The organism is Pseudomonas sp. B111 (genome assembly GCF_026428275.1).
Lineage (GTDB): Bacteria > Pseudomonadota > Gammaproteobacteria > Pseudomonadales > Pseudomonadaceae > Pseudomonas > Pseudomonas aeruginosa.
The window spans coordinates 4813599-4837922 of sequence record NZ_CP097857.1 but is presented as its reverse complement, the minus strand read 5'-3'; the positions used below and the strand labels follow the sequence as shown (position 1 = coordinate 4837922).

General features: G+C 66.5%; 26 protein-coding genes and 1 pseudogene. 6 read left to right on the top strand and 21 right to left on the bottom strand.

Features of this window, described 5'->3' with window-relative positions; all coding sequences use genetic code 11:
• The first annotated feature begins 208 nt into the window (after positions 1-208).
• From M6E97_RS22400 to M6E97_RS22390, 3 genes are all read left to right on the top strand, one after another.
• Positions 209-1009, top strand: coding sequence for a transporter substrate-binding domain-containing protein (locus M6E97_RS22400; protein WP_003095910.1), 801 nt, complete (start codon positions 209-211; stop codon positions 1007-1009).
• A 65-nt stretch (positions 1010-1074) separates the two neighbouring features.
• Positions 1075-2037 (top strand): amino acid ABC transporter permease, encoded by a 963-nt coding sequence (locus M6E97_RS22395; protein ID WP_003103450.1) that lies wholly within the window; start codon positions 1075-1077, stop codon positions 2035-2037.
• Positions 2030-2764, top strand: a complete 735-nt coding sequence (locus M6E97_RS22390; RefSeq protein ID WP_003095906.1) for an amino acid ABC transporter ATP-binding protein — start codon at positions 2030-2032, stop codon at positions 2762-2764. Before M6E97_RS22395 ends, M6E97_RS22390 begins: the two co-directional genes overlap by 8 nt.
• Before the next feature lie 7 nt (positions 2765-2771).
• On the opposite strand, the gene M6E97_RS22385 is transcribed toward M6E97_RS22390, so the two are convergent.
• The 12 genes and pseudogenes from M6E97_RS22385 to ubiE form a co-directional block, all read right to left on the bottom strand.
• A complete protein-coding gene (locus M6E97_RS22385) occupies positions 2772-3233 on the bottom strand; it encodes a UPF0158 family protein (protein ID WP_003110871.1) in 462 nt (153 codons plus the stop codon).
• A 109-nt stretch (positions 3234-3342) separates the two neighbouring features.
• Positions 3343-4206 (bottom strand): methyl-accepting chemotaxis protein, encoded by an 864-nt coding sequence (locus tag M6E97_RS31270; RefSeq protein ID WP_404936215.1) that lies wholly within the window; start codon positions 4204-4206, stop codon positions 3343-3345.
• Positions 4198-5232, bottom strand: a pseudogene (locus M6E97_RS31265) (methyl-accepting chemotaxis protein); the annotation flags it as partial. The gene M6E97_RS31270 and the pseudogene M6E97_RS31265, both read right to left, overlap by 9 nt.
• 265 nt (positions 5233-5497) lie before the next feature.
• A complete protein-coding gene (locus M6E97_RS22375; protein ID WP_003095898.1) occupies positions 5498-6205 on the bottom strand; it encodes a 16S rRNA (uracil(1498)-N(3))-methyltransferase in 708 nt (235 codons plus the stop codon).
• Entirely contained in the window at positions 6202-7005 is an 804-nt protein-coding gene (tatC, locus tag M6E97_RS22370; RefSeq protein ID WP_003095896.1) for a twin-arginine translocase subunit TatC, read from the bottom strand. The genes M6E97_RS22375 and tatC overlap by 4 nt, the downstream gene beginning before the upstream one ends.
• A complete protein-coding gene (gene tatB, locus M6E97_RS22365) occupies positions 7002-7415 on the bottom strand; it encodes a Sec-independent protein translocase protein TatB (RefSeq protein ID WP_015503776.1) in 414 nt (137 codons plus the stop codon). The genes tatC and tatB overlap by 4 nt, the downstream gene beginning before the upstream one ends.
• A gap of 13 nt (positions 7416-7428) precedes the next feature.
• The gene (locus tag M6E97_RS22360) at positions 7429-7677 is read right to left on the bottom strand and encodes a twin-arginine translocase TatA/TatE family subunit (protein ID WP_003095893.1); all 249 of its coding nucleotides are present in this window, start codon (positions 7675-7677) and stop codon (positions 7429-7431) included.
• Between the two features lie 25 nt (positions 7678-7702).
• Positions 7703-8038, bottom strand: coding sequence for a phosphoribosyl-ATP diphosphatase (locus tag M6E97_RS22355; protein WP_003095892.1), 336 nt, complete (start codon positions 8036-8038; stop codon positions 7703-7705).
• A complete protein-coding gene (gene hisI / locus M6E97_RS22350; RefSeq protein WP_003095888.1) occupies positions 8031-8435 on the bottom strand; it encodes a phosphoribosyl-AMP cyclohydrolase in 405 nt (134 codons plus the stop codon). Before hisI ends, M6E97_RS22355 begins: the two co-directional genes overlap by 8 nt.
• A gap of 115 nt (positions 8436-8550) precedes the next feature.
• Positions 8551-10152, bottom strand: a complete 1602-nt coding sequence (gene ubiB / locus M6E97_RS22345; protein WP_003095885.1) for a ubiquinone biosynthesis regulatory protein kinase UbiB — start codon at positions 10150-10152, stop codon at positions 8551-8553.
• The gene (locus M6E97_RS22340) at positions 10149-10775 is read right to left on the bottom strand and encodes a ubiquinone biosynthesis accessory factor UbiJ (RefSeq protein WP_003110866.1); all 627 of its coding nucleotides are present in this window, start codon (positions 10773-10775) and stop codon (positions 10149-10151) included. Before M6E97_RS22340 ends, ubiB begins: the two co-directional genes overlap by 4 nt.
• Before the next feature lie 14 nt (positions 10776-10789).
• On the bottom strand, positions 10790-11560 hold the full coding sequence (gene ubiE / locus M6E97_RS22335) for a bifunctional demethylmenaquinone methyltransferase/2-methoxy-6-polyprenyl-1,4-benzoquinol methylase UbiE (RefSeq protein ID WP_003103462.1): 771 nt from the start codon (positions 11558-11560) through the stop codon (positions 10790-10792).
• A 135-nt stretch (positions 11561-11695) separates the two neighbouring features.
• Between ubiE and M6E97_RS22330 the strand changes: the two genes are divergently transcribed.
• The 3 genes from M6E97_RS22330 to M6E97_RS22320 all read left to right on the top strand — a co-directional run bounded on the left by M6E97_RS22330 (position 11696) and on the right by M6E97_RS22320 (position 13447).
• Entirely contained in the window at positions 11696-11971 is a 276-nt protein-coding gene (locus M6E97_RS22330) for a polyhydroxyalkanoic acid system family protein (RefSeq protein ID WP_003095874.1), read from the top strand.
• A gap of 143 nt (positions 11972-12114) precedes the next feature.
• Positions 12115-12531 carry a phasin family protein gene (locus tag M6E97_RS22325; protein WP_003103463.1) on the top strand — a complete coding sequence of 139 codons (417 nt, stop codon included), beginning with the start codon at positions 12115-12117 and terminating at the stop codon, positions 12529-12531.
• 10 nt (positions 12532-12541) lie between these two features.
• Positions 12542-13447 carry a phasin family protein gene (locus M6E97_RS22320; RefSeq protein WP_033937866.1) on the top strand — a complete coding sequence of 302 codons (906 nt, stop codon included), beginning with the start codon at positions 12542-12544 and terminating at the stop codon, positions 13445-13447.
• A gap of 43 nt (positions 13448-13490) precedes the next feature.
• Here M6E97_RS22320 and M6E97_RS22315 read toward each other — a convergent pair whose 3' ends face one another.
• The 9 genes from M6E97_RS22315 to argS all read right to left on the bottom strand — a co-directional run bounded on the left by M6E97_RS22315 (position 13491) and on the right by argS (position 24241).
• Complete coding sequence (locus M6E97_RS22315) at positions 13491-14108, bottom strand: TetR/AcrR family transcriptional regulator (protein WP_003112003.1); 618 nt, start codon at positions 14106-14108, stop codon at positions 13491-13493.
• Positions 14109-14163: 55 nt separating this feature from the next.
• Entirely contained in the window at positions 14164-15846 is a 1683-nt protein-coding gene (gene phaC / locus M6E97_RS22310; RefSeq protein ID WP_003095871.1) for a class II poly(R)-hydroxyalkanoic acid synthase, read from the bottom strand.
• A gap of 303 nt (positions 15847-16149) precedes the next feature.
• Positions 16150-17007, bottom strand: coding sequence for a poly(3-hydroxyalkanoate) depolymerase (gene phaZ, locus M6E97_RS22305; RefSeq protein WP_003095866.1), 858 nt, complete (start codon positions 17005-17007; stop codon positions 16150-16152).
• A gap of 152 nt (positions 17008-17159) precedes the next feature.
• A complete protein-coding gene (gene phaC / locus M6E97_RS22300) occupies positions 17160-18839 on the bottom strand; it encodes a class II poly(R)-hydroxyalkanoic acid synthase (protein ID WP_003095864.1) in 1680 nt (559 codons plus the stop codon).
• Positions 18840-19257: 418 nt separating this feature from the next.
• Positions 19258-19629, bottom strand: coding sequence for a gamma-butyrobetaine hydroxylase-like domain-containing protein (locus M6E97_RS22295; RefSeq protein WP_003095857.1), 372 nt, complete (start codon positions 19627-19629; stop codon positions 19258-19260).
• Positions 19630-19723: 94 nt separating this feature from the next.
• Complete coding sequence (hslU, locus tag M6E97_RS22290) at positions 19724-21067, bottom strand: ATP-dependent protease ATPase subunit HslU (protein ID WP_003135777.1); 1344 nt, start codon at positions 21065-21067, stop codon at positions 19724-19726.
• Positions 21068-21095: 28 nt separating this feature from the next.
• Positions 21096-21629 carry an ATP-dependent protease subunit HslV gene (gene hslV / locus M6E97_RS22285; RefSeq protein WP_003095852.1) on the bottom strand — a complete coding sequence of 178 codons (534 nt, stop codon included), beginning with the start codon at positions 21627-21629 and terminating at the stop codon, positions 21096-21098.
• 118 nt (positions 21630-21747) lie between these two features.
• On the bottom strand, positions 21748-22443 hold the full coding sequence (locus M6E97_RS22280) for an SPOR domain-containing protein (RefSeq protein WP_003095850.1): 696 nt from the start codon (positions 22441-22443) through the stop codon (positions 21748-21750).
• A 34-nt stretch (positions 22444-22477) separates the two neighbouring features.
• Positions 22478-24241, bottom strand: a complete 1764-nt coding sequence (argS, locus tag M6E97_RS22275) for an arginine--tRNA ligase (RefSeq protein WP_003110892.1) — start codon at positions 24239-24241, stop codon at positions 22478-22480.
• Positions 24242-24324: the final 83 nt, after the last annotated feature.

Here is a 24324-nt window from a genome sequence, read left to right as displayed (position 1 = left end):
GGCATGGTCTGTTTCTTGCCTGTTTTCCCCGTGCGGCGCTGCTGTTACCCTGCGCCGGCAATCCAGAAAGTCTCGTATCGTTCGCCAGCTGAGGTACTATCGGCCGCCTTTTGCGCAGCCGGTCATGGCCTGCTGCCCGCCCGGGACGGCGACACGACGAGAGCATCCGTTCGACGACTGTGTTTCTAAGACTGCTGGGGATTGGGGAATGAAAAAGTATCTTGCTTCATTGGTTCTGGGCGTCTGCGCCCTGGTGGGCGTGGCTTCGGTCCAGGCGGCCGGCGCGGTGGAGGACGCGGTCAAGCGCGGCACCCTGCGGGTCGGCATGGACCCGACCTACATGCCGTTCGAGATGACCAACAAGCGTGGCCAGATCATCGGCTTCGAAGTCGACCTGCTCAAGGCCATGGCCAAGTCCATGGGCGTCAAGCTGGAGCTGGTCTCCACCAGCTACGACGGCATCATCCCGGCGCTGCTGACCGACAAGTTCGACATGATCGGCTCGGGCATGACCCTGACCCAGGAGCGCAACCTGCGCCTGAACTTCTCCGAGCCCTTCATCGTGGTCGGCCAGACCCTGCTGGTGCGCAAGGAACTGGAAGGCAAGATCAAGTCCTACAAGGACCTGAACGATCCGCAGTACAGCATCACCTCGAAGATCGGCACCACCGGTGAGATCGTTGCCCGCAAGCTGATCAGCAAGGCCAAGTACCACGGCTTCGACAACGAGCCGGAAGCGGTGATGGACGTGGTCAACGGCAAGGCCGACGCCTTCATCTACGACTCGCCCTACAACGTGGTGGCGGTGAGCAAGTTCGGCGCCGGCAAGCTGGTCTACCTCGACCAGCCGTTCACCTACGAGCCGCTGGCGTTCGGCCTGAAGAAAGGCGACTACGACAGCATCAATTTCATCAACAACTTCCTCCATCAGATCCGCGAAGACGGCACCTATCAGCGCATCCACGACAAGTGGTTCAAGAACACCGAGTGGCTGAAGGAAATGGAATGAACCGCTGACGGCCCCCGCGAAGGGGGCCGTCGTACCTGCGCATTCCATCGTTCGAGAGAGTTTCCGTGACCAAGAAGAAACGTTCCGTCTGGCCCTGGCACCTGCTGACCGGGCTGATCCTGCTGGTCCTGGCCTGGGCGCTGTGGTTCTCCACCTCGCTGATTTCCTATGAATGGCGCTGGAACCGCGTTCCGCAGTACTTCGCCTACCAGGCCGAGGAGCCGTTGCGGGCCAACGAGATCGGCCGGGTCGAGGCTATCGAGGAACAGGGCAGGGACGCGCGCGTCACGCTGCTTGGCGAGAGCGGCGAGAAGCAGGTCGTGACCGTCGCCCAGGACAGCCTGCAATTCTCCGAAGGCGACGACGTGGCCGAGGGCGACGCGGTCGGGGTGACCCGCCACTGGGCCGCCGGCCCACTGCTCTGGGGCCTGTGGACCACCCTCTGGCTATCGCTGGTGTCCGGTGCCATCGGCCTGGCGATCGGCCTGGTCGCCGGCCTCTGCCGGCTGTCGAAGAACCCGACCCTGCACGACCTGTCGACGATCTACGTCGAGCTGGTGCGCGGCACGCCGTTGCTGGTGCAGATCTTCATCTTCTACTTCTTCATCGGCACCGTGCTCAACCTGTCCCGCGAGTTTGCCGGGGTCGCGGCGCTGGCGCTGTTCACCGGCGCCTACGTGGCCGAGATCATCCGGGCCGGCGTGCAGTCCATCGCCCGCGGACAGAACGAGGCCGCCCGTTCCCTGGGCCTGAACGCCGGCCAGTCGATGCGCTACGTGATCCTGCCGCAGGCCTTCAAGCGCGTGCTGCCGCCGCTGGCCGGGCAGTTCATCAGCCTGGTCAAGGACACCTCGCTGGTTTCGGTGATCGCCATCACCGAACTGACCAAGAGCGGCCGCGAGGCGATCACCACCTCGTTCTCCACCTTCGAGATCTGGTTCTGCGTCGCCGCGTTGTACCTGCTGTTGAACCTGCCCCTTTCGCACATGGCATCCCGACTGGAGCGGAGGCTCGGACAAAGTGATTGAAGTACGCAACCTGCTGAAGGTCTTCGATACCCGCGGCCAGGTAGTGCGCGCGGTGGACGACGTGAGTACCCGCGTGGCCAGGGGCGAGGTACTGGTGGTGATCGGTCCGTCCGGTTCCGGCAAGTCGACCTTCCTGCGCTGCCTGAACGGCCTGGAGGAGTTCGACGAAGGCTCGGTGAGCATCGACGGCGTCGACCTGGCCGACCCGAGGACCGACATCAATGCCTACCGCCGCGAAGTCGGCATGGTGTTCCAGCATTTCAACCTGTTCCCGCACATGACCGTGCTCGAGAACCTCTGCCTGGCCCAGCGCGTGGTGCGCAAGCGCGGCAAGGCCGAGCGCGAGGCCAAGGCGCGGGCGCTGCTGGCCAAGGTCGGTATCGGGCAGAAGGCCGACGAATATCCCTCGCGCCTGTCCGGCGGCCAGCAGCAGCGCGTGGCGATCGCTCGCGCGTTGTGCATGGACCCCAAGGTGATGCTGTTCGACGAACCGACCTCGGCGCTCGATCCGGAGATGGTCGGCGAAGTCCTCGACGTCATGAAGACCCTGGCCGTGGAAGGCATGACCATGGTCTGCGTGACCCACGAGATGGGCTTTGCCCGCGAAGTGGCCGACCGCGTGCTGTTCTTCGACCACGGCAAGCTGCTGGAGGACGCGCCGCCGGCGCAGTTCTTCGACAATCCGCAGGACCCGCGGGCCCAGGCCTTCCTCCGCCAGGTCCTCTAGTACCGCGCTAGGCGAACGGCTTGCCCGGCGGCGGCAGGAGCGACGTCGGACCCTGCCGCGCGGCCGGCTGGATATCGTTGTCCTCCAGCCAGTCCAGCGCCCATTCGCGCAGGCGCTCGTTCTGGTAGCGGTACCAGTCCTGCAACAGTTCCGGGTACTCCATCAGAGAGTGCTTGAAGGCCTTGAACGGCTTGCGGCTCTGCAGCGCGTTGGCGAGCGTCGCATAGGCGTGCGGCTCTTCCACCTCGCGGAGGAAATCCTGCATCAGTCCCAGCGACTGGGTGGTGCTCAGCGGGTCGATCAGCAGCAGGCGTTCCGGCTCGTTTTCCAGCAATGCGTCCAGTTCGGGATCGGGCGCCTCGGCGGAGATCAGCAGCACCTTGCCGCTGTGCAGGTCGAGGTAGTGGTCGATTCCCGGGGTATCCAGGGCGAAGGCCAGTTCGTCGATATCGATGGTCATCGGGCGCATGGCGTCATCTCCCAAAAGGCGAAAGCCTGATCCTACGCAAAGGTGCCCCTCCTGTCCGCTTTCGATGGACGGGAGGGGCTGCCGATGCAAGGAGGATCCTCTCGGGATGTTACAGGCGGAAGCGTCCCACCTGCGCCTGCAACTGCGTGCCCAGGCGCGCCAGTTCGCCGCTGGAGGCGGCGGTCTGCTCGCTGGCGGCGGCCGACTGTTCGGCGACGTCGCGCACGCTGAGGACGCTGCGGTTGATCTCCTCGGCCACCGTGCTCTGTTGCTCCGCGGCAGTGGCGATCTGCAGGTTCATGTTCTGGATGTCGGAGACGGTGCGGGTGATGCTGTCCAGCGCGGCGCCGGCGCGGCGCGCCAGTTCCACCGTGCTGGCGGTCAGCGAGCGGCTGTTCTCCAGGCGTTCGGCGGCTTCGCCGGCGCCCTGCTGGAGACGCTGGATCAGGCCCTCGATCTCGGCGGTGGACTGCTGGGTGCGCTGGGCCAGGCCGCGGACCTCGTCGGCGACCACCGCGAAGCCGCGTCCGGCGTCGCCGGCGCGTGCCGCTTCGATGGCTGCGTTGAGCGCCAGCAGGTTGGTTTGCTCGGCCACCGACTTGATCACGTCGAGGACGCTGCCGATCTGCTCGCTGTCGTTCTTCAGGCGCGCCATGGCTTCGCTGGAAACGTCCATTTCGCTAGCCAGGCGCTCGATGCGGGTCACCGCCTGGTCGACTACCGCGTCGCCCTGGCGCGCCTCTTCATCGGCCTGGCGAGCGGCCTGGGAGGCCAGCTCGGCGTTGCGCGCGACGTCCTGCACGGTGGCGGCCATCTCGTGCATGGCGGTGGCGACCTGGTCGGTCTCCACTTTCTGGCTGTTGACCCCGGCGCGGGTCTGCTCGGTGACCGCCGAGAGTTCCTCGGCGGAGCTGGCCAACTGGCTGACGCCGTCGCCGATCCGCCCGACCAGCTCGCGCAGGCTGTCACCCATGCGCTGCATGACTCGCTGCAACTGGCCCAGTTCGTCGCGGCGCTGGAGGGTCAGGGGATTCTGCGGACGCTTGCCGAGGTCGCCGGCGGCGATGGCCTCGGCCTGCGCGAGGGCTTCGTCCAGCGGCCGGACGATCTGCCGGTTGATCGCCCAGCCGGCGACGCAGCCGAAGGCCAGGGCCAGCGCGGCGATCAGCCAGAGGCTGGTGCGGTCGCGGCTGGCGGTGCTCTCGCGCAATTGGCGACCGGCTTCGGTGAGGGTCCGGCCGGCCCGGGCCATATCCTGGGTGCTGCTTTGCATCGCTTGCTGCGCCTGGCGCGTGCGGACGACGCCGGCACGGAACTGCTCGATGCCGCCACGATAGCCCTGGAGGCTGCCCATGGCCTGTTCCAGCGCCGCATCGGCCTCGCCGGGCAATTGGCCTCGCAGCGTCGTGCCGGCCTGGCGGAGGGCGTCGAACGCGGCGAACGCGGCCTGCTCGGCCTTGTCGCTGCGCTCGAAGACGTAGCCGCGCACCTGGTAACGCACCATGAGCAACTGTTGGTGCAGGTCGGCCACCGCACGGCTGCGTTGCAACGCCTGCGGGTCGCCGGCCTGCTGCGCGAGGCTGGCGTCCATCAGTTCCTCGAGGCGGGCGAAGCTGTCCAGCGCCTGCTGTGCAGTGCCCACCAGCACACCACGGGCGGCGCTGCGTTGCTGATCGGCTGCGGTGAGGTCGTCGAAGGCCTTGCGGTAGGCTTCGATGGCTTCGGCCTGGTGGGCCAGGGCGGCCGGGTCAAGCTCGCTGTCGCGCAGCGCCTGCAGGCGCTGGAGCATCCCGGCCAGGGTCTGGCGGACCTGCTCGGCCTGGCGCGGGTCGCTGCCGGCTTCGAATGCCAGGCGGCCTTGTTCGGCTTGCTGGGCCTGTTCCATCAGGCTGGCGACTTCGGCGAGCTGCTCGCTGAGGGCGGTCTGGTGCGTGAGGGTGCGGTTGCTGCTGATCACCACCAGCAGAAGCAGCGCGAGGAGGACACCGAAACCGACCATCAGCTTGCGGCTGACGCTCAGCTTGGCCAGTTGGAGAACCCACCAATCGTACATCGTCATTACTCCAGGCAGTGCGACACCCTGGGTTGACAGCCCCATGGCGTGGCGGAACAGGTAATGGCTCAGCGTCGTCGCGTCCGGCGTGCGGGCGCGGAGGGCCGGTACGTGGCCGGCGGGCGAGGTCTTATGGTTGTCATGCGGAGCCCTGCGCGACAGAGGATGTCGGCCGGGCGAGGAAAACCTTCAGTCTTTTACCGGAGTTTTTTCAGAACAACCGCGCAAGCAAGGCGCTGACCGCGGTTTCCACGCGCAGGATACGTTCGCCGAGCTGCACCGGATGCAGTCCGGCTTCGCGCAGCTTGTCGACCTCGTAGGGAATCCAGCCGCCTTCCGGGCCGATCGCCAGGGTCACCGGCTTCTCCACCGCGCGCGGACAGGCCGGCCAGGGACCGGGATGGCCGACCAGGCCGAGGCTGCCGGCGGCCAGGGCCGGCAGGCGGTCTTCGACGAAGGGTTTGAAGCGCTTCTCGACGATGATTTCCGGCAGCACCGTATCGCGGGCCTGCTCCAGGCCGAGGACCAGGTTCTCGCGGATCGCCGCCGGGTCGAGGAACGGGGTCTGCCAGAAGCTCTTTTCCACGCGGTAGCTGTTCAGCAGCACCAGCTTCGGTACGCCCATTGCGGCGATGGTCTGCAACACCCGGCGGAGCATCTTCGGTCGCGGCAAGGCCAGCAGCAGGGTGATCGGCAACTTGGCCGGCGGCGGCTGGTCGAAGCGCACCTCCAGGGTCGCCTCGCTGGCGTCGAGCTTCAGCAGGCGGCCTTCGCCCATCCAGCCGCCGAGGCGGCCGACCCGCAGGGTGTCGCCGTTCTCGGCGCGGTGCACTTCGTGCAGGTGCTTGAGGCGGCGATCGTGCAGGACCGCACGATCCGCCGACACGAAGTCGGCGTCGTCGAGGAGCAGCAGGTTCACTGGCGGGTGGCCGGAGGCTGGTCGCCGTCGCTGGCCGGTTGGTCGTCCGGATGCTCGCCGCGCTTGCGTACCAGGCGGCCGAACAGCAGGCCGATCTCGAACAGCAGCCACATCGGCACCGCGAGCATGGTCTGGGAGAAGATGTCCGGCGGGGTCAGGACCATGCCGACCACGAAGCAGCCGATGATCACGTACGGGCGGATCTTCTTCAGGTACTCGACGTCGACCACCCCGATCCAGATCAGCAGCACCGTGGCCACCGGGATCTCGAAGGCGACGCCGAAGGCGAAGAACAGGGTCAGGACAAAGTCCAGGTAGCTGTTGATGTCCGTCATCATCGCCACGCCCTCGGGCGTCACGCTGGCGAAGAAGTGGAAGATCATCGGGAACACCAGGAAGTAGGCGAAGGCCATCCCGGCGTAGAACAGGATGATGCTGGACACCAGCAGCGGCAGCGCCACGCGCTTCTCGTGCTTGTACAGGCCGGGCGCGATGAAGCCCCAGACCTGCGCGAGGATCACCGGCATGGCGAGGAACAGAGCCACCACCATGGTCAGCTTGAACGGCGCGAGGAACGGCGAGGCGACGTCGGTGGCGATCATGCTGGTGCCTTCCGGAAGGAAGCGGCGCAACGGCTCGGAGACCAGGGTGTAGATCTTCTGCGAGAAGTAGAACAGGCCGGCGAAGATCAGGAAGATCGCCGCCACGCTGCGCAGCAGGCGCGTACGCAGTTCGGTCAGGTGCGAGACCAGGGGCATTTCCTGGTCGTGCTCGGGCTGCTCGGGTTTATCGGCGCTCATGGATTACGCGGCGTCTCGGACGGTGGCGAAGGGGGAGTGGAGGTAGCGACTGCCGGCGGTGCCGCGGCGTCCGCGGGCGTGCTGGTCGGCGGCGGCGTGGGTACGCTCGGCGCCGGGCTCTCGGCCGCCGGCGGCGGGGTTTCCTGCGGGGGATTCTGGCCGGTCAGCGGGGCCAGCAGCTTCTGCGCTTCGCGCTCCATCGAGAGGATGTGCTCGTTGTGCAGTTGCCGGCGGATCTCGTCCGCACCGATTTCCCGTTCCACTTCCTGCTTGATGGTATTGAAACTGCGCTTCAGGCGGCCGATCCACAGGCCGGCGGTACGTGCGGCGCCCGGCAGGCGCTCGGGGCCGAGCACCAGCAGGGCGACCAGCCCGACCAGCAACAGTTCGCTGAAGCTGATTCCGAACATCGATGGCTACCCGTCAGTCCTTGCGCGCCGGCTCTTCGACCTTCTGCGCCTGGGCGTCGATGGTGTGCGGCTGGTTCAGCGGTTGGGCCGGCTGGGCGGCGGGCTGGTCCTTCTTGTCGTCTTCCTCGGTGTTCACCGCCTTGCGGAAGCCCTTGATCGCTTCGCCGACGTCGGAACCGAGGTTCTTCAGGCGCTTGGTGCCGAACACCAGTACCACGACGATCAGGATGACGATCCAGTGTTTCCAGTCAAAAATGCCCATGTCGTATTCCTCGCAATGTGTAGGTTCAGGCCGATGGTTGGCGGGCGGCTTTCTCGGCGTGGCCGGAAAGGCCGAAGCGGCGCTCCAGTTCGTCCAGCACGGCTTGCGGATGCTGGCCGAGGGCCGAGAGCATCACCAGCGAGTGGAACCAGAGGTCGGCGGTTTCGTAGATCAGGTCCTGGCAGTCGCCGCTGGCCGCGGCATCCTTGGCGGCGATGATGGCTTCCACCGACTCCTCGCCGACCTTCTCCAGGATCTTGTTCAGGCCCTTGTGGTACAGGCTGGCCACGTAGGAGCTGTCGGGCGCGGCGTTCTTGCGCTCCTCGAGCACCGCCGCCAGACGGGTCAGGGTGTCACTCATGGTGGTGTCCTGCGTGTTCGTAGATGGCGTCCGGGTCCTTCAGCACCGGATCGACGGTCTTCCAGGCGCCGTTCTCGAAGACGCGGTAGAAACAGCTTTCCCGGCCGGTATGGCAGGCGATCCCGCCGACCTGCTCGACCATCAGGATGACCACGTCGGCGTCGCAGTCCAGGCGCAGTTCGTGCAGCTTCTGCACATGCCCGGACTCCTCGCCCTTGCGCCACAGCTTGCCACGCGAACGCGACCAATAGATTGCACGGTTCTCGCTGGCGGTCAGGGCCAGCGCCTCGCGGTTCATCCAGGCCATCATCAGCACGCGCCCGGTCTCGTGATCCTGGGCGATCGCCGGGACCAGGCCGTCGGCGTTCCAGTGAATCTCATCCAGCCAGTCTTTCATGGTCTTTCCACGTTCGTTGCCGGTACGTTGCGTGCGTTTCCGGCGGAAATGGGAGTAGTGTGCCAGCCGGGAGCGCGACTGGCTATCGGCGCGGGCCTAGTGGCCGTGCGCGGCGCTAGCGGCGCAGGATCAGGAACACCCCGCCGGCCAGCATCACCCACGCCGGCCAGGCTTCCAGCTGCTGACCCAGGCCGACCTCGGCGGCGCCGACCAGCAGCACCGCGCCCACCAGGCGCCCGAGCCAGTCGTGGCGGGAACCTTTCCACTCCGGCGGCGGCGCATTGTGGGCGTGCGGTTGTGACAGGCGTTCGAGGGTGTCGCGGGCCATTTGCGACAGGTGCGGCACCTGCTCGACCTGTTGCTGGAAATTGCGCAGCAACTGCTTCGGGCTGACCCGTTCGCGCATCCAGCGCTCCAGGAACGGCTGTGCGGTGGCCCACAGGTCGAGTTCCGGGTAGAGCTGGCGGCCGAGGCCTTCGATGTTCAGCAGGGTCTTCTGCAGCAGCACCAGTTGCGGCTGGATCTCCATGTTGAAACGACGCGCGGTCTGGAACAGGCGCAGCAGGACCTGGCCGAAGGAGATGTCCTTCAGCGGCTTCTCGAAGATCGGTTCGCAGACGGTACGGATCGCCGCCTCGAAGTCGTTGACCTTGGTTTCCGCCGGGACCCAGCCGGAGTCGATATGCAGTTGGGCGACCTTGCGGTAGTCACGCTTGAAGAAGGCGATCAGGTTGCGCGCCAGGTAGTCCTGGTCCTCGTCGGTCAGGCTGCCGACGATGCCGCAGTCCACCGCGATGTATTGCGGGCTCCAGGGCGCGCGGGTGCTGACGAAGATGTTGCCGGGGTGCATGTCGGCATGGAAAAAGCTGTCGCGGAACACCTGGGTGAAGAAGATCTCCACGCCGCGCTCGGCCAGTGCCTTGAAGTCGGTGCGTTGGTCGCGCAGGGTTTCCAGGTCGGTCACCGGGATGCCGTAGATGCGCTCCATCACCAGCACCTTGGGCCGGCACCAGTCCCAGTAGACCTGTGGCACGTAGAGCAGCGGCGAGCCTTCGAAGTTGCGCCGCAGCTGCGAGGCGTTGGCTGCCTCGCGGAGCAGGTCGAGTTCGTCGACGATGGTTTTCTCGTAGTCGCTGACCACTTCCACCGGGTGCAGGCGCCGCGCCTCGCTGGAGACCCGCTCGGCGAGGCGGGCGAGGATGAACAGCCAGGCGATGTCGGAGCGGATCACCGGTTCCAGGTTCGGCCGGATCACCTTCACCACCACTTCCTCGCCGCTCTTCAGCCGCGCGGCGTGGACCTGGGCCACCGAGGCAGAGGCCAGCGGTTCGCGTTCGAAGCGGGCGAAGACCTGTTCGATCTTCGCGCCCAGTTGTTCCTCGATGCGCTTGACCGCCAGCTCCGGCGGGAAGGGCGGCACCTTGTCCTGCAGCCAGGCCAGTTCGTTGGCGATGTCGTCGGGCAGCAGGTCGCGGCGGGTGGAGAGAATCTGGCCGAACTTGATGAAGATCGGTCCGAGGTCCTGCAGCGCCAGGCGCAGGCGCGCGCCGCGGGTCAGTTCCAGCTTGCGCCGCGGCAGCCAGCGCCAGGGCAGGGTGGCACCGAGCAGGCGCAGCCACCAGGGCAGCATCGGCAGTTCGAGGATCAGGTCGTCCAGGCGGTAGCGGATGACGACGCGCTGGATGCGCAGGAGGCGGCGGACAGCGAGGAGCTTCATGCGTCGGGCTTGGTCTTTTGGCTGAGGCGTCCGACGCGCGCGTCGAGACGATCGAGGGCCAGCTTCAGCTGGTCCAGTTCGGCGAAGCGGGCTTCGGCTTCGTGCTGGCCGACCAGCGTACGGCTTTCCTCGGCAAGGTAGTCGGCCAGGTTCAGGCGCAGGCTGTGCAGGCTCTGCGCGCTCCAGCGCGAAGCGTCGCGCAGGCCGCTGCCGAGCACCTGGGTGGCGAGCGGGCCGAGCCAGCGCGACAGTTCGTACTCCCAGTCCAGCTCCAGGCTCTGCAGGATGCCGGCCAGTTCCAGCAGGGCCGCGCTGTCGCCGTCCATGCTGACTTCCGGGCTGTGCAGGACGCGGGTCTTGTCGCGCGCCAGGGCCAGGTGCAGGAGGTTGCCGGCCGGCGCACGCAAGGTGCAGTCGACCTCCGCCTCATGCTGCGCGGCGAAGTGCAGGCCGTCGCCGGCGGGCAGGATGAAGACCCGCAGCGGCGGGCTCAGGCAGTCGACCTCGATGACCTTGGTGGAAAGCCTGCGCAGGCGCGGCAGCGCTGTCCCGTCGAGGCGCAGGACGCGATTGATGCCGGTTTCGGCGGCGGCCAGCACGGCCTGGATCAGCAGCGAGCTCATCGGCGCGCCCTCGGTTAAGGCTTGATACCGCGGTGCAGGGCGACGATGCCGCCGGTCATGTTGTGGTAGGTCACGCGGTCGAAGCCGGCTTCCACCATCATCGCCTTCAGGGTTTCCTGGTCGGGGTGCATGCGGATCGACTCGGCCAGGTAGCGATAGCTCTCGGAGTCGTTGGTGACCAGCTTGCCCATCAGCGGCAGCAGGCTGAACGAATAGGCGTCGTAGGCCTTGGACAGCAGGTTGCTGCTCGGCTTGGAGAACTCCAGCACCAGCAGGCGGCCACCGGGCTTGAGCACGCGCAGCATGGAGCGGATCGCTTCGTCCTTGTGGGTGACGTTGCGCAGGCCGAAGGCGATGGTCACGCAGTCGAAGTGGTTGTCCGGGAAGGGCAGCTTCTCGGCGTCCGCCTGGACGAAGCTGACGTTGCCGGAGACGCCCTTGTCGAGCAGCTTGTCGCGGCCGACCTTGAGCATCGAGGCGTTGATGTCGGCCAGCACCACCTCGCCGGTCGGGCCGACCAGGCGCGAGAACTGCCGGGTCAGGTCGCCGGTGCCGCCGGCGATGTCGAGCACGCGGTTCCCGCTGCGCACGCCGGACAGCTCGATGGTGAAGCGCTTCCACAGGCGATGGATGCCACCGGACATCAGGTCGTTCATCAGGTCGTACTTGGCTGCCACCGAGTGGAATACCTCGGCGACCTTCTTCGCCTTCTGGCTTTCCGGAACGTTCTGGTAGCCGAAGTGGGTGGTGGGTTCGGCGTCGGCGCCTTTGCGGGGATCGTTCATGACGTTCTCACCTGGAAAGAATGCCGGGCATTCTAACAGGATGTGGGGAAAGTGCTGTGCCGCCGTCCGACGGCGCGGGTGCGGTGTTTTGTCTGGCCGCGTATAGTTTTCCGATCTGCAATCAGGAGTCGATCCATGTCGCGTATCCACATCGAACGTCCGCACAGCCTGGGGCTGGACGCCGCACGGGCCAAGGCGGAGAAACTGGCCGAACGTCTGGCGAAGGAGCACGGCGTGCAGTGCGAATGGCAGGGCGACGAGCTGACCTTCAAGCGCAGCGGCGTCGACGGCAGGATCGCAGTGGGGGCGGACAAGGTCGCGGTGGACGTCAAGCTCGGCCTGATGCTGTCGGCCATGAGCGGCCTGCTCAAGGGCGAGATCGAGAAGGCGTTGGACAAGGCGCTGGCCTGATCCTGCCGGGCGTTCGCCGTCCTGGCGGCGCCCATCTTCCGCTTAGTATGCGGTTTCTAATTTTCCCCGATACCTTGCTCTCACGCTGCCAGCGTTCCGGCGGCGCCTGCGGTTTCTTCAACCCAACGAGCGTGAGGTGCCCCATGGCCAAGATTGCCCTGAAGAAAAAGACCGTTTCCGAATCCACTTCCCTGGTCTCCGAGATCCGCCACTATGCCCGCCAGATCTGGCTTGCCGGCCTGGGTGCGTATTCCCGCCTGGGCACCGAAGGCAGCGACTACTTCAAGGAATTGGTGAAAGCTGGCGAAGCCCTGGAGAAAAAAGGCAAATCGCTGGTCACAAGTCAGGTCGATTCGGCCAATGACAGTGTCAAGACCGGCCTCTCTTCGGTGAAGGGAAAGGTCGAAGACCAGCTCGACAGGATCGAGCAGGCATTCGACAGCCGTGTCGCTAGCACGTTGAACCGGATAGGCATACCTTCCCGGAACGATGTCGAAGCACTCTCTGCTAAGCTGGATGAGCTGAGCGCAGTGCTCGAGCGTGTCGCGAGAACCCAATAAGGAGAGCAGGATGGCTGGCAAGAAGAAGAGCGAAAAAGAGTCCAGTTGGATCGGCGAGATCGAGAAATACTCGCGGCAGATCTGGCTGGCTGGTCTGGGGGCCTACTCGAAGGTCAGCAAGGACGGCAGCAAGCTGTTCGAGACCTTGGTGAAAGACGGCGAGAAGGCTGAAAAAGAAGCGAAGTCCGATGTGGACGCGCAGGTCGGTGCGGCGAAGGCTTCTGCCCGCTCTGCGAAGAGCAAGGTCGACGAGGTTCGGGACCGTGCGCTCGGCAAGTGGAGCGAGCTCGAGGAAGCTTTCGACAAGCGCCTGAACAGCGCAATCTCGCGTCTCGGCGTGCCGAGCCGCAACGAGGTGAAGGAGCTGCACGGCAAGGTCGATACGCTGACCAGACAGATCGAGAAACTCACCGGCGTCAGCGTCAAGCCGGCGGCGAAGGCAGCGGCCAAGCCTGCGGCGAAACCGGCTGCCAAGCCCGCGGCGAAAACCGCAGCGGCCAAGCCGGCAGCTAAACCGGCAGCCAAGGCCGCCGCCAAGCCTGCGGCGAAACCCGCGGCGAAAAAACCTGCAGCGAAGACCGCGGCCGCCAAGCCGGCAGCCAAGCCCGCCGCCAAACCGGCGGCCAAGCCGGCAGCCAAGGCTGCGGCGAAGCCTGCTGCGAAACCTGCCGCAGCCAAGCCCGCCGCGAAGCCGGCAGCCAAGCCGGCCGCTGCGACCGCCGCCAAGCCCGCGGCGAAACCTGCCGCCAAGCCGGCTGCGAAAAAGCCTGCGGCGAAGAAGCCGGCCGCCAAGCCCGCCGCGGCGAAACCGGCCGCTCCCGCCGCGTCTTCGAGCGCGCCCGCTGCCCCCGCCGCCACACCGGCAGCCAGCGCTCCGGCAGCGAACGCTCCGGCGACGCCGAGCAGCCAGGGCTGAGTCCTGGCGGCAACGCACACGCCCGGCACTCGCCGGGCGTTTTTCATTCCGGTCCCAGGTAGCGCTGCGCCAGGCTTTCCGCCGAGCGTTGGGCCTCGCTGCGCAGATGCGGGGCGACCAGCATCATGATCTGGTAGACCACCGTGCGCACCTCGCCCTTGCTGCCCAGTACCCGCTGGTAATCCAGGGAGAACAGCAGGGTCAGGGTGATCTGTTCGACCAGTTGCCCGAGTGCCGGCGCATCGCTGCGCAACTGCCGGTCGGTCTTTAGGCGGGCCAACAGGGTGGCCAGGGTCCGCTTCAGCGCGCCGAGCCAGGTACGGATGCCGCGAGCCAGCCGTGGCAGGCGCCCGGTCAGGTTGGACAGGTCCTGGAACAGGAAGCGGTAGTGGGCGAGGCGCTCGACGATCAGATGCAGGAACAGCCAGTAGTCCTCCGCGCCCAGGCGCACCTCCTCGGGCGGATCGAGCAGCGGCGCCAACTCGGCCTGGAACCGCTCGAACAGCGCCATCACCAGCGGTTCCTTGCCATGGAAGTGGTAGTAGAGATTGCCCGGGCTGATGCCCAGTTCGTTGGCGATTTCCAGTGTCGAGACGTTGGGTTCGCCCTGTTCGTTGAACAGCAACAGCGAGCATTCGAGGATACGGTCGCGTGTCTTCATCCGGACTTCTTCTGGGGATCGAGGTGCCCGGCTCCAGGCGCCCGGGCCGGGTCTTTCAGCGTATATGCACGTAGGTGCCCGGGGCTGCTTCGAGGGGCGGATGCGTGGCGCTGCCAAGGTTGAAGTCAGGGTCGCCCAGCTCGCCCGAGCGCTCCTGCAGCCAGCCCAGCCAGACCGGCCACCAACTGCCCTCTTCGCGCTTGGCGTCGTAGTACCAGGCGCGTGGATCGCTGCTCAGCTTGTCGTTCTCGAAGTAGCAGGCCTTGGGGTTTCCGGGAGGGTTGAGGATGCTCTGGATGTGCCCGCTGTTGGACAGGATGAAGCGGCGCTGGCCGCCCAGCAGGAGGGCCGAGCGATAGACCGCGTCCCAGGGCGTGATGTGGTCGGTGATGCCGGCGACGTGGAAGCTGTCGATCGCCACCTTGCCCAGGTCCACCGCGGTCCCGCTGACTTCCAGCGCGCCCGGGCGGGTCAGCGGGTTGTGCTTGAACAGGTCGAGCAGTTCGCCGTGGAACGCCGCGGGCAGCCGCGTGTTGTCGTTGTTCCAGTAGAGGATGTCGAACGCCGGCGGCTGCCTGCCGAGCAGGTAGTTGTTGACCCAGTAGTTCCAGATCAGGTCGTTGGGGCGCATCCAGGCGAACACCTTGGCCATGTCGCGCCCGTCCAGCACGCCATGCTGGTAGGAGCGGCGCTTGCTGCTCTCCAGGGTCTGCTCGTCGGCGAAGAGCATCGCCGGGCTTTCCATCTGGCTGTCGAGCAGGCTGACCAGGTAGGTGACGCTACTGACCTTGCGCAGTTGCCGGCGCACCTGCAGGTGGCCGAGCAAGGCGGCCACGGTGAGCCCGCCGGCGCAGGCGCCGGCCAGGTTCACGCTGCGGCTGCCGGTGATCTCGCGGCTGACCTCGATGGCTTGGTCGAGGGCCTCGACATAGGTGCTCAGGCCCCATTCGCGGTGCTGGGCGTCGGGGTTGCGCCAACTGATGACGAAGACCTGCAGGTTGTTCTTCAGGGCGTACTGGACGAAGCTCTTTTCCGGCGACAGGTCGAAGATGTAGTACTTGTTGATCTGCGGCGGCACGATCAGCAGGGGCTTGGCGTACTGGCGCTCGCCCAGCGGCTTGTACTGGATCAGTTCCAGCACCTCGTTGCGGAACACTACCGCGCCTTGCGTGGTGGCGAGGTTGCGGCCGATCTCGAAGGCGGTCTTGTTCACCTGGCTGGGCATGCCGCCGTTGTGCACCAGGTCTTCGAGCAGGTGGCGGACGCCATTGAGCAGGCTGATCCCGCCGGTATTGAACAGTTCCTTTACCGCCAGCGGATTGATCAGGCTGTTGCTGGGTGCCACGGCGTCGGAGAGCAAGGCGACGAGGAAGCGGGCGCGGGCGCGATCGTCGCAGTCCAGGTTGCTTTCGTCGATCCAGGCGAGCAGTTGCTTCTGCCACGCCAGGTAGGCCTGCAGGGTGCGCCGGTAGAAGGGATTGAGGCGCCAGGATGGATCCTGGAAGCGGGCGTCCTGAGGGTTCGGCTGGTGCAGGGTGTCGCCCAGCAGCACCTTGCCCAACTGGCCTCCGAAGGCGACCAGGTGCCGCGCACTGTGCAGCGGCTGGCGCAGGCCGTGGACGGCCAGGCTGCGGACCGTCGTCAGCAGGTCCTTGCCGCGCAGGCCGACGATGGCGCTCTGCGCACTCATGAACTCGGCGGGCACCGGCACGCTACCCGATTCCTGTTTTTCTCGCATGGACCACACTCCGTCGTAGGACCACAGTCTGGATGCCATGGGCGATAGTCCCCTGGCTCGGAATACTCAGTTATAGCCTGTGAATTCCGTTTCACCCGGGGCAGAACCGCACACCTGCCTGAACAGGGAGGATGCCGCCCGACAGTGGGGCAGCAAGCGCTGTACCACAACGCCGGGAGGGGCGTCGCAGAGCTTGCGCTGTCGCGGCGAAGCCAGGCGCCATGCGCCGTTGCGGAACATTGACTATGCACCTGCACCATGACGAAGCAGTGTCTGCTGCCCTGGTGTTGCCCGCGCAGCAGTTCAGCCGGTCTTGGGCAGGAACGGACGAGGGTGCATGACGGCGCGGCGGCGCTCCTCGGCGAGGAACTTCATGATGATCGGCGCCACCGATTCGGCGCGGGTCACCAGGAACAGGTGGCCGTCGTCGATCACGTGCAGTTCGGCGTTGGGAATGCGCCAGGCCAGCACGCGCATGTTGATCAGCGGGATGATCGGGTCGTCGTCGCCGGCCAGCACCAGGGTCGGCTGGCGGATCCTATGCAGCCAGTGGATGCTGGTCCAGCCGAGCCCGGCGAACAATTGCCAGTAGTAGCCCAGCTTGCCCGACGAACGCACCTTGCTGGCATGCGCCATGGCCAGCTTGGGGTCGCGGCGGAAGGCCCCGCCGTAGATGTCCGGGGCGATGTGTACGCCATAGGAGGGCTGGATGTAGCGCCGCGGGCTGGCCATGCGCATCAGTACCTTCGGCTTGCCTGGCACCATCACCGCGCCAGCCGAAGTGGCGGCGAGGATCAGCTTCTTGCAGCGTTCCGGATAGTCGTGGGCGAACTGCTGGGCCAGCGCGCCGCCCCAGGACACGCCGATCGCGTTGACCTGGCCGTAGTCCAGGTAGTCGAGCATCCGCGCCGCCAGCTTGGCCAGGCCGGGAAAGCGGTAGGGCACGCTGGGCGTCGAGGAACCGCCGACGCCGGGAACGTCGAAGGCGATCACCTCCAGTTCCGGGTCGAGCGCCTGGACGAAGGGGAATACCAGTTCCAGGTTGGCGCCTATGCCGTTGAAGATCAGCAGCGGAGTGCTTCCTTCCTTGCCCGGCCGCACTGCGGTGCGGATGGTCTGGCCGTCGAGGTCGATGGTCCGGAAGACGAAGGGCTGGGGCATGCTCGGGGTCCTCGGCGGCGCAGCCGCGGGCTCGGCGATACGGGGCCTGGCCGGCTTCCGCGCGGCGCGGGGCCGCGCCGGAGGCGCTGGCGGGGTTTCGTCGGCGGAGGCCGCGGATCGCTCCTGCGGCAGTTCTTCAGGCTGGTCGCTTTTCATCGTTCATGCACGTAGGTTCCGGGCGCGGCTTCGCCGGCCGGATAGGTCTTGTTGCCCAGGCTGGCGGGCGCCTTGCGGGTCTTGCCGGAGCGTTCGGCCAGCCATTGCTGCCAGTGCAGCCACCACGAATCGGCGTGCTTGCCGGCCTGTTCCAGCCAGGCCTTGGGCTCGGCGGGCAGTTCCGGATTGGTCATGAAGCGTGCCTTGGGGTTGCCCGGTGGGTTGAGGATGCTCTGGATGTGGCCGCTGTTGGAGAGGATGAACTCGCACTTGCCGCCCAGCAGCCTGGCCGACTTGTAGCACGACTCCCAGGGGGTGATGTGGTCGTTCAGACCGGCGACACAGTAGAAGTCGCAAGTCACCTGCTTCAGGTCGATGGGCGTGCCGGAGACCTCCAGGGCGCCGGGGCGGTTCAGCGGGTTGCTCTTGAACAGTTCGACGAACTCGCCGTGCAGCGCGGCGGGCAGGCGCGTGGTGTCGTTGTTCCAGTAGAGGATGTCGAACGCCGGCGGCTGGTTGCCGAGCAGGTAGTTGTTGACCCAGTAGTTCCAGATCAGGTCGTTGGGGCGCATCCAGGCGAACACCTTGGCCATGTCCTTGCCCTCCAGCACGCCGGACTGGTAGGAGCGACGCTTGGCGGCCTCCAGGGTCTTCTCGTCGGCGAACAGCGCGACCTGGGTATTCAGTTCGAAGTCGAGCACGCTGACCAGTTGGGTGAAGGCGTTGACCTTCTTCTCGCCGCTGGCGACGTAGTGGCCGACCAGGGTCGCGGTGGTGATCCCGCCGGAGCAGGCGCCGAGGAGGTTGAGGTCCTTGCTGCCGGTGATCGACAGGACTACCTCGATGGCCTCCTTGAGCGCCTCGATATAGGTGGTCAGGCCCCATTCGCGCTGCGACTTGGTCGGGTTGCGCCAGCTGACGATGAAGGTCTGCACGCCGTTGCGCAGGCAGAAGCGCGCCAGGCTCTTGTCCGGCGACAGGTCGAAGACGTAGAACTTGTTGATCTGCGGCGGCACCACCAGCAGCGGGCGTTCGTGCACCGACTCGGTGATCGGCCGGTACTGGATCAGTTCCAGCACGTCGTTGCGGAACACCACGGCGCCCTCGGTGGTGGCCAGGTTCTTGCCCACCTCGAAGGCGTCCATGTCCACCTGGCTCGGCATCCCGCCGTTGTTCACCAGGTCCTTGGCCAGGTGGCCGAGGCCGTCCAGCAGGCTCTTGCCGCCGGTCTCGAAGAAGCGCTTGACCGCCGCCGGGTTGCTCAGGCTGTTGGTCGGCGACATCGCCTCGGTCAGCAGGTTGATGACGAACTGGCCACGACTGATGTCCTGCGGCGACAGGTCGCTGTGGCTGATCCAGCTGTGCAGTTCCTTGCGCCAGGCCAGGTAGGTCTGCATGTAGCGCTTGTACAGCGGATTCTGGCTCCAGGCCGGGTCGGAAAAGCGCCGGTCGTCGTCGCCTGGGCGCAGCTCCGACTGGCCGAGCAGGACGTTCTTCAGCTCCAGGCTGAAATGCGCCACGTGCCTGGCGCTGTGCAGTGGCTGGCGCACCGCCTGGAGCAGGACCATGCGCGCGGAGGTGAGCAGGTCCTTGCCCCGGATGCCGATCACCGGATTCAGGTTCAGCGTGTTTTCCGCGGCTTGCTTGGGAAGCTCGTTATTGTTCTTTTGACTCATCGGCAACGCTCCATTGTTCGAGGCGAAACAGGGGACCGCAACGAAACCGGGGACCAGGTGTCCGGCCGGCTACTGCTCGACTACCAGCCCACCCGCACGTTTCAGGGCGGGGCGGACGCACGTCAGGGAAGGGAACCCGGACAAGGGGCTGCACCGCCTTGGTTACGCGAGTTTCCGCTGGCGTGCAAGCTGGCAGAAGCATCGGTGGCCGGCGTGGCTGGCCCGGCGAGCGGCCGACCTGCGGACTAGAGCGTTGCTGCCGTGCAGGGTAGGACATTCGCCGTGGCGACCGCGCCGACCGGATGTCTGGTCTGGCAGTCTGCGGGGCGAATGTTGCAAATGACGTGCCCTCGTTCGGGGCAGCGGGGAAAAATCGCCTGGATGCCGTGTGCCGCGAAGGGGCACTCGGCCCGGCGCTTCAGAGCATCAGCTTGACGACCGACTCGTCGGGGTCGCGCGACTTGCCGGCGCTGGCCAGCTCCGCCAGGTAGTCGGCCCACAGCTGGTCCTTGCGGGTCGCCAGCTCGTACAGGTAGTCCCAGGTGAACAGGCCGCTGTCGTGGCCGTCGTCGAAGCTCAGCTTCAGTGCGTACTGGCCGGCGGGCTCGACGCCGACCAGGCCGACGTTCAGCTTGCCGTACTGCAATACCGGGTTGCCGTGGCCCTGGACCTCGGCCGAGGGCGAATGCACGCGGAGGAACTCGGCGGGCAGGTCGTAGCTGTCCTCGCCGTAGCGCAGGGTCAGGGTCTTCGAGGCTTTGTGCAGCTGGATGGCGGAAGGGATACGCATCGCATCGGACTCGCGGAAGGGCGGAGTACAAGGATACCCCGGTTCGGGACCGCGCGGCCCGCCGCCACGGTGCTGGCCGTGGCGGCGGCGGTGGTCAAAGGATGTAGCGGGACAGGTCCTCGTCCTCGGCCAGCTCGCCGAGGTGGCTGTTGACGTAGCCGGCATCGATCAGGATCGGCTTGTCGCTATGCTCGCTGGCCAGGTCGGCGGCGCTGAACGAGACCTCCTCCAGCAGCCGCTCAAGCAGCGTATGCAGGCGGCGGGCACCGATGTTCTCGGTCTTCTCGTTGACCTGCCAGGCGATCTCGGCAAGGCGCTTGATGCCGTCCTCGGCGAACTCGATGGCCAGTCCCTCGGTCTTCAGCAGCTCGCGGTACTGCTCGGTGAGCGAGGCATGCGGCTCGGTGAGGATGCGCTCGAAATCGTTCGGGCTGAGGGCCTTGAGCTCCACGCGGATCGGCAGGCGGCCCTGCAGCTCGGGAACCAGGTCGCTTGGCTTGCTCAGGTGGAAGGCGCCGGAGGCGATGAACAGGATGTGGTCGGTCTTGACCATGCCCAGCTTGGTGTTCACCGTGCAGCCCTCGATCAGCGGCAGCAGGTCGCGCTGTACGCCCTCGCGGGAGACGTCGGCGCCGCCGGCGTTGGCGCGCTTGGCGATCTTGTCGATCTCGTCGATGAAGACGATGCCGTGCTGCTCGACCGCCTCCAGGGCGCGTGCCTTGAGCTCTTCCTCGTTGACCAGGCGCACCGCCTCTTCGTCGCGGATCAGCTTCAGGGCCTCGGCGACCTTCAGCTTGCGGGTCTTCTTCTTGCCCTTGCTCATGCCGGAGAACAGGTTCTGCAACTGGTTGGTCATCTCCTCCATGCCGGGCGGGGCCATGATCTCCACGCCGGCCGGGTTGTCGGCCACCTCGATGTCGATTTCCTTGTCGTCCAGCTGGCCTTCGCGCAGGCGCTTGCGGAACAGCTGGCGGGTGTTGCTGTCCTCGCGTGCCGGCTCGTCGCCGAAGCCCATGGCGGGACGCGCGGCCGGCAGCAGGGCATCGAGGATGCGCTCTTCGGCGGCGTCCTCGGCGCGATACTTGACCTTCTGGATCTCCTGTTCGCGGAGCATCTTCACCGCGGCGTCGGCGAGATCGCGGATGATCGACTCGACGTCGCGTCCGACATAGCCGACCTCGGTGAACTTGGTCGCCTCGACCTTGATGAACGGCGCGTTCGCCAGGCGCGCCAGGCGGCGGGCGATCTCGGTCTTGCCGACGCCGGTGGGGCCGATCATGAGGATGTTCTTCGGCGTGACCTCGGTGCGCAGCTCGGCCGGCAGTTGCATGCGTCGCCAGCGGTTGCGCAGGGCGATGGCGACGGCGCGCTTGGCGTCGTCCTGGCCGATGATGTGGCGGTTGAGTTCGTGGACGATCTCGCGGGGCGTCATGGACATTCGTTTACTCCAGCGGGGGACGAGCGCTTCAGACGGCGCTGTCCAGCTCCTCGATGGTCAGGTTCTGGTTGGTGAAGACGCAGATCGAGCCGGCGATGTTCAGCGCGGTCTCGGCGACTTCCCGAGCGCTCAGCTCGGCGTTGTGCTGCAGCAGGGCCAGGGCCGCGGCCTGGGCGAAGCCGCCGCCGGAGCCCATGGCGATCAGGCCGTGTTCGGGTTCGACCACGTCGCCGTTGCCGGTGATGATCAGCGAGGCATCCTTGTTGGCGACCGCGAGCATGGCTTCGAGGCGGCTCAGGGAGCGGTCGGTGCGCCAGTCCTTGGCCAGTTCGACGGCGGCGCGGACCAGGTGCCCCTGGTGTTTCTCCAGTTGCTGCTCGAAGCGCTCGAACAGGGTGAAGGCATCGGCGGTGGCGCCGGCGAAACCGGCCAGTACCTGACCGTGATACAGGCGCCGGACCTTCTTGGCGTTGCCTTTCATCACGGTGTTGCCCAGGGAAACCTGGCCGTCGCCGCCCATGACGACTTTGCCGTTGCGGCGGACAGATACGATGGTGGTCAAGGGGGAAATCTCCACACTGCGGGGCCGAATGCCCGGAATGCTGGGAGATATAGGGGCGATCCGCGGCTTTTCAACCGCACGCACCGCCGTGCGTCGGAACGCACGGCGTGGCCCGCGTTCAGCGGGCCTTGCGTTGCTGTAACAGCAGGTTGCTGAAGCCGTTGGAGGACAGTGTCTTCTGCGCCTGGGACAACTGGTCGCGGCTGTTGAACGGGCCGACCATCACCCGGTACCAGGTCTCGTCGCGGACGTTGCCGGCCTCGACGTTCACCGACTGCCCGAGCAGGATGATCTGCGCGCGCACGCGGTCGGCGTCGGACTGCTTGCGGAACGAGCCGGCCTGCAGGAAGAACTGCGTGCTGGCGGCGACCACCGCTTTCGGCAGCGGCGGTGGCACCTGCCCGGCGAGTGCGGCCTTGGCCCGCGCTTCGTCGGCCTTGGCCAGCTCGGCGGGGGTGGGCGGCGGCGGGGCTTTCTCCGGTACCGCTTCCGGCGGCACCACGACCTCGGACTCCGGCAGCAGGGTGTAGAACTCGTACTTCGGCTTGGCCTGGGCCGGCGTCTGCGTTTGTGCGGGCTGCTGGGCCTGGCCGTTCTGCTGCGGCTGCTTGCCCTGCACGGCGGCCGGGCGCTGGGCGTCCGGGCGTTCGCGCTGGACGTCCTTGCGCCCGGGTTCGAGCTTCATCAGGAACATGATGAAGCCGCCGATGGCCAGGCCGGCGACCAGCCAGACCCAGCCGGGAACGCCGTTCTTCGCGGCGGGCGCCTGGTAGCGGCTGGCGCCGCGCTTGGGGGCGGGTTTCTTCTTTGCCATGGGGGTTCCCGGACTCCTGTTCGGGCGGGTTCGATTACATGCGTTCCAGAGTCTTCAGACCGAGCAGCTCCAGGCCCTGTTCCAGGGTACGGCCGGTCAGCGCGGCGAGACGCAGGCGGCTGTCCTTCTGCGCCGGGTCCTCGGCGGTGAGGATCGGGCAGTGCTCGTAGAAACTGGAGAACAGCCCGGCCAACTCGTACAGGTAGGCGCAGAGCAGGTGCGGCACGCCCTTGAGCGCGACGTTGTTGATCAGGTCGCCGAACTGCGCCAGTTGTGCGGCCAGGGCCAGCTCCTGGGGCTGCTCGAGGACGATCTTCCCGCCCAGTTGCTCGCGGCCCTGGCCGAGCTTGCGGAAGACGCTGGCCACGCGGGTGCAGGCGTAGAGCAGGTAGGGTGCGGTGTTGCCTTCGAAGCTGAGCATCAGTTCGAAGTTGAAGCTGTAGTCGCTGGTGCGGTGCTTGGACAGGTCGGCGTACTTCACCGAGTCGATCCCCACCACCCGGCCGATCTCGCGCAGCTGGACCTCGTCGAACGGCTCCTCGCCACGCTCGGCGCGCTGCTCGTTGCGTTCCTTGACCAGCGCATAGGCGCGGCTCTCGGCCTCTTCCAGCAGGTCGATCAGCTTCACCGTACCGCCGTCGCGGGTCTTGAACGGACGGCCGTCGGCGCCGTTCATGGTACCGAAGCCCATGTGCTCCAGCTCCATGCCGGCCGGAACGAAACCGGCGCGCCGCGCCACTTCGAAGACCTGCTGGAAGTGCAGGGCCTGGCGCTGGTCGACGAAGTACAGCACGCGGTCGGCGTGCAGCACGTTGTGCCGATAACGCATGGCGGCGAGGTCGGTGGTGGCGTAGAGGTAGCCGCCGCCGGCCTTCTGCACGATCACCGGGAGTGGATTGCCCTCGGCGTTCTTGAACTCTTCGAGGAAGACGCACAACGCGCCGTTGTCTTCGGTGAGCAGGCCCTTGGCGGTCAGGTCGGCGACCACCTGGGCGAGGTCGTCGTTGTAGGCGCTCTCGCCCATGACGTCGGCCATGCTCAGCTTCACGCCGAGACGGTCGTAGACCTTCTGGCAGTGCGACAGGGAAATCTCGTTGAAGCGGGTCCACAGGCGCAGGCAGTCAGGGTCGCCGGCCTGCAGCTTGACCACCAGTTCGCGGGCGCGGTCGGCGAATTCGGGAGACTCGTCGAAGCGTTTCTTCGCCGCGCGGTAGAAGACCTCCAGGTCGTGCAGCTCGGCCTCGGCGTCGACCGGTTGCTCTTCCAGGTAGGCGAGCAGCATGCCGAACTGGGTGCCCCAGTCGCCGACGTGGTTCTGCCGGATCACCGTGTCGCCGAGGAACTCGAGGACGCGCGCGACGGCGTCGCCGATGATGGTCGAGCGCAGGTGGCCGACGTGCATTTCCTTGGCCAGGTTCGGCGAGGACAGGTCGATCACCACGCGCTGCGCCGGGCCTGCCTTGCGCACGCCGAGACGTTCGTCGGCGAGGGCGCGGTCGAGGCTGGCGGCGAGCCAGACGTGATCCTGGAAGAAGTTGAGGAAGCCGGGGCCGGCGATCTCCACCTTGGCCAGTTGCTCGTGGGCGGGGATTGCCTCGACCAGCCTGGCGGCCAGGTCGCGCGGCTTCATCCCGGCCGGCTTGGCCAGCATCATGGCGATGTTGCTGGCGAAATCGCCGTGGCTACGGTCCTTGGTGTTCTCCACCTGGATGTCCGGGGTCAGGCCGGCGGGCAGGGTGCCGTCCGCGGTCAGTTGGTCGAGGGCTTGCTGGATCAGCTGGCGAATCGTGTCTTTCATCGTTCTCTCCGTGCTCGCGGGCAGAGGGGCGGCGCGCGACGGTCGGGCAGGGGAAGGGCCGGCGGATGCGGCGCTCCGAAGTT

What these genes read in the sequence shown, in the direction of transcription:
- tatC (WP_003095896.1), bottom strand. Translation starts at nt 7,005, where the DNA reads ATGAGCGCCGATAAACCCGAGCAGCCCGAGCACGACCAGGAAATGCCC.
- M6E97_RS22320 (WP_033937866.1), top strand. Translation starts at nt 12,542, where the DNA reads ATGGCTGGCAAGAAGAAGAGCGAAAAAGAGTCCAGTTGGATCGGCGAG.
- M6E97_RS22280 (WP_003095850.1), bottom strand. Translation starts at nt 22,443, where the DNA reads ATGGCAAAGAAGAAACCCGCCCCCAAGCGCGGCGCCAGCCGCTACCAG.
- M6E97_RS22325 (WP_003103463.1), top strand. Translation starts at nt 12,115, where the DNA reads ATGGCCAAGATTGCCCTGAAGAAAAAGACCGTTTCCGAATCCACTTCC.
- M6E97_RS22340 (WP_003110866.1), bottom strand. Translation starts at nt 10,775, where the DNA reads ATGAGCTCGCTGCTGATCCAGGCCGTGCTGGCCGCCGCCGAAACCGGC.
- M6E97_RS22330 (WP_003095874.1), top strand. Translation starts at nt 11,696, where the DNA reads ATGTCGCGTATCCACATCGAACGTCCGCACAGCCTGGGGCTGGACGCC.
- ubiB (WP_003095885.1), bottom strand. Translation starts at nt 10,152, where the DNA reads ATGAAGCTCCTCGCTGTCCGCCGCCTCCTGCGCATCCAGCGCGTCGTC.
- M6E97_RS22355 (WP_003095892.1), bottom strand. Translation starts at nt 8,038, where the DNA reads ATGAGTGACACCCTGACCCGTCTGGCGGCGGTGCTCGAGGAGCGCAAG.
- M6E97_RS22385 (WP_003110871.1), bottom strand. Translation starts at nt 3,233, where the DNA reads ATGCGCCCGATGACCATCGATATCGACGAACTGGCCTTCGCCCTGGAT.
- M6E97_RS22295 (WP_003095857.1), bottom strand. Translation starts at nt 19,629, where the DNA reads ATGCGTATCCCTTCCGCCATCCAGCTGCACAAAGCCTCGAAGACCCTG.
- phaZ (WP_003095866.1), bottom strand. Translation starts at nt 17,007, where the DNA reads ATGCCCCAGCCCTTCGTCTTCCGGACCATCGACCTCGACGGCCAGACC.
- M6E97_RS22400 (WP_003095910.1), top strand. Translation starts at nt 209, where the DNA reads ATGAAAAAGTATCTTGCTTCATTGGTTCTGGGCGTCTGCGCCCTGGTG.
- argS (WP_003110892.1), bottom strand. Translation starts at nt 24,241, where the DNA reads ATGAAAGACACGATTCGCCAGCTGATCCAGCAAGCCCTCGACCAACTG.
- ubiE (WP_003103462.1), bottom strand. Translation starts at nt 11,560, where the DNA reads ATGAACGATCCCCGCAAAGGCGCCGACGCCGAACCCACCACCCACTTC.
- hslU (WP_003135777.1), bottom strand. Translation starts at nt 21,067, where the DNA reads ATGTCCATGACGCCCCGCGAGATCGTCCACGAACTCAACCGCCACATC.
- hisI (WP_003095888.1), bottom strand. Translation starts at nt 8,435, where the DNA reads ATGAAAGACTGGCTGGATGAGATTCACTGGAACGCCGACGGCCTGGTC.
- phaC (WP_003095864.1), bottom strand. Translation starts at nt 18,839, where the DNA reads ATGAGTCAAAAGAACAATAACGAGCTTCCCAAGCAAGCCGCGGAAAAC.
- tatB (WP_015503776.1), bottom strand. Translation starts at nt 7,415, where the DNA reads ATGTTCGGAATCAGCTTCAGCGAACTGTTGCTGGTCGGGCTGGTCGCC.
- M6E97_RS22315 (WP_003112003.1), bottom strand. Translation starts at nt 14,108, where the DNA reads ATGAAGACACGCGACCGTATCCTCGAATGCTCGCTGTTGCTGTTCAAC.
- M6E97_RS31270 (WP_404936215.1), bottom strand. Translation starts at nt 4,206, where the DNA reads ATGGGTGACAGCCTGCGCGAGCTGGTCGGGCGGATCGGCGACGGCGTC.
- phaC (WP_003095871.1), bottom strand. Translation starts at nt 15,846, where the DNA reads ATGCGAGAAAAACAGGAATCGGGTAGCGTGCCGGTGCCCGCCGAGTTC.
- M6E97_RS22360 (WP_003095893.1), bottom strand. Translation starts at nt 7,677, where the DNA reads ATGGGCATTTTTGACTGGAAACACTGGATCGTCATCCTGATCGTCGTG.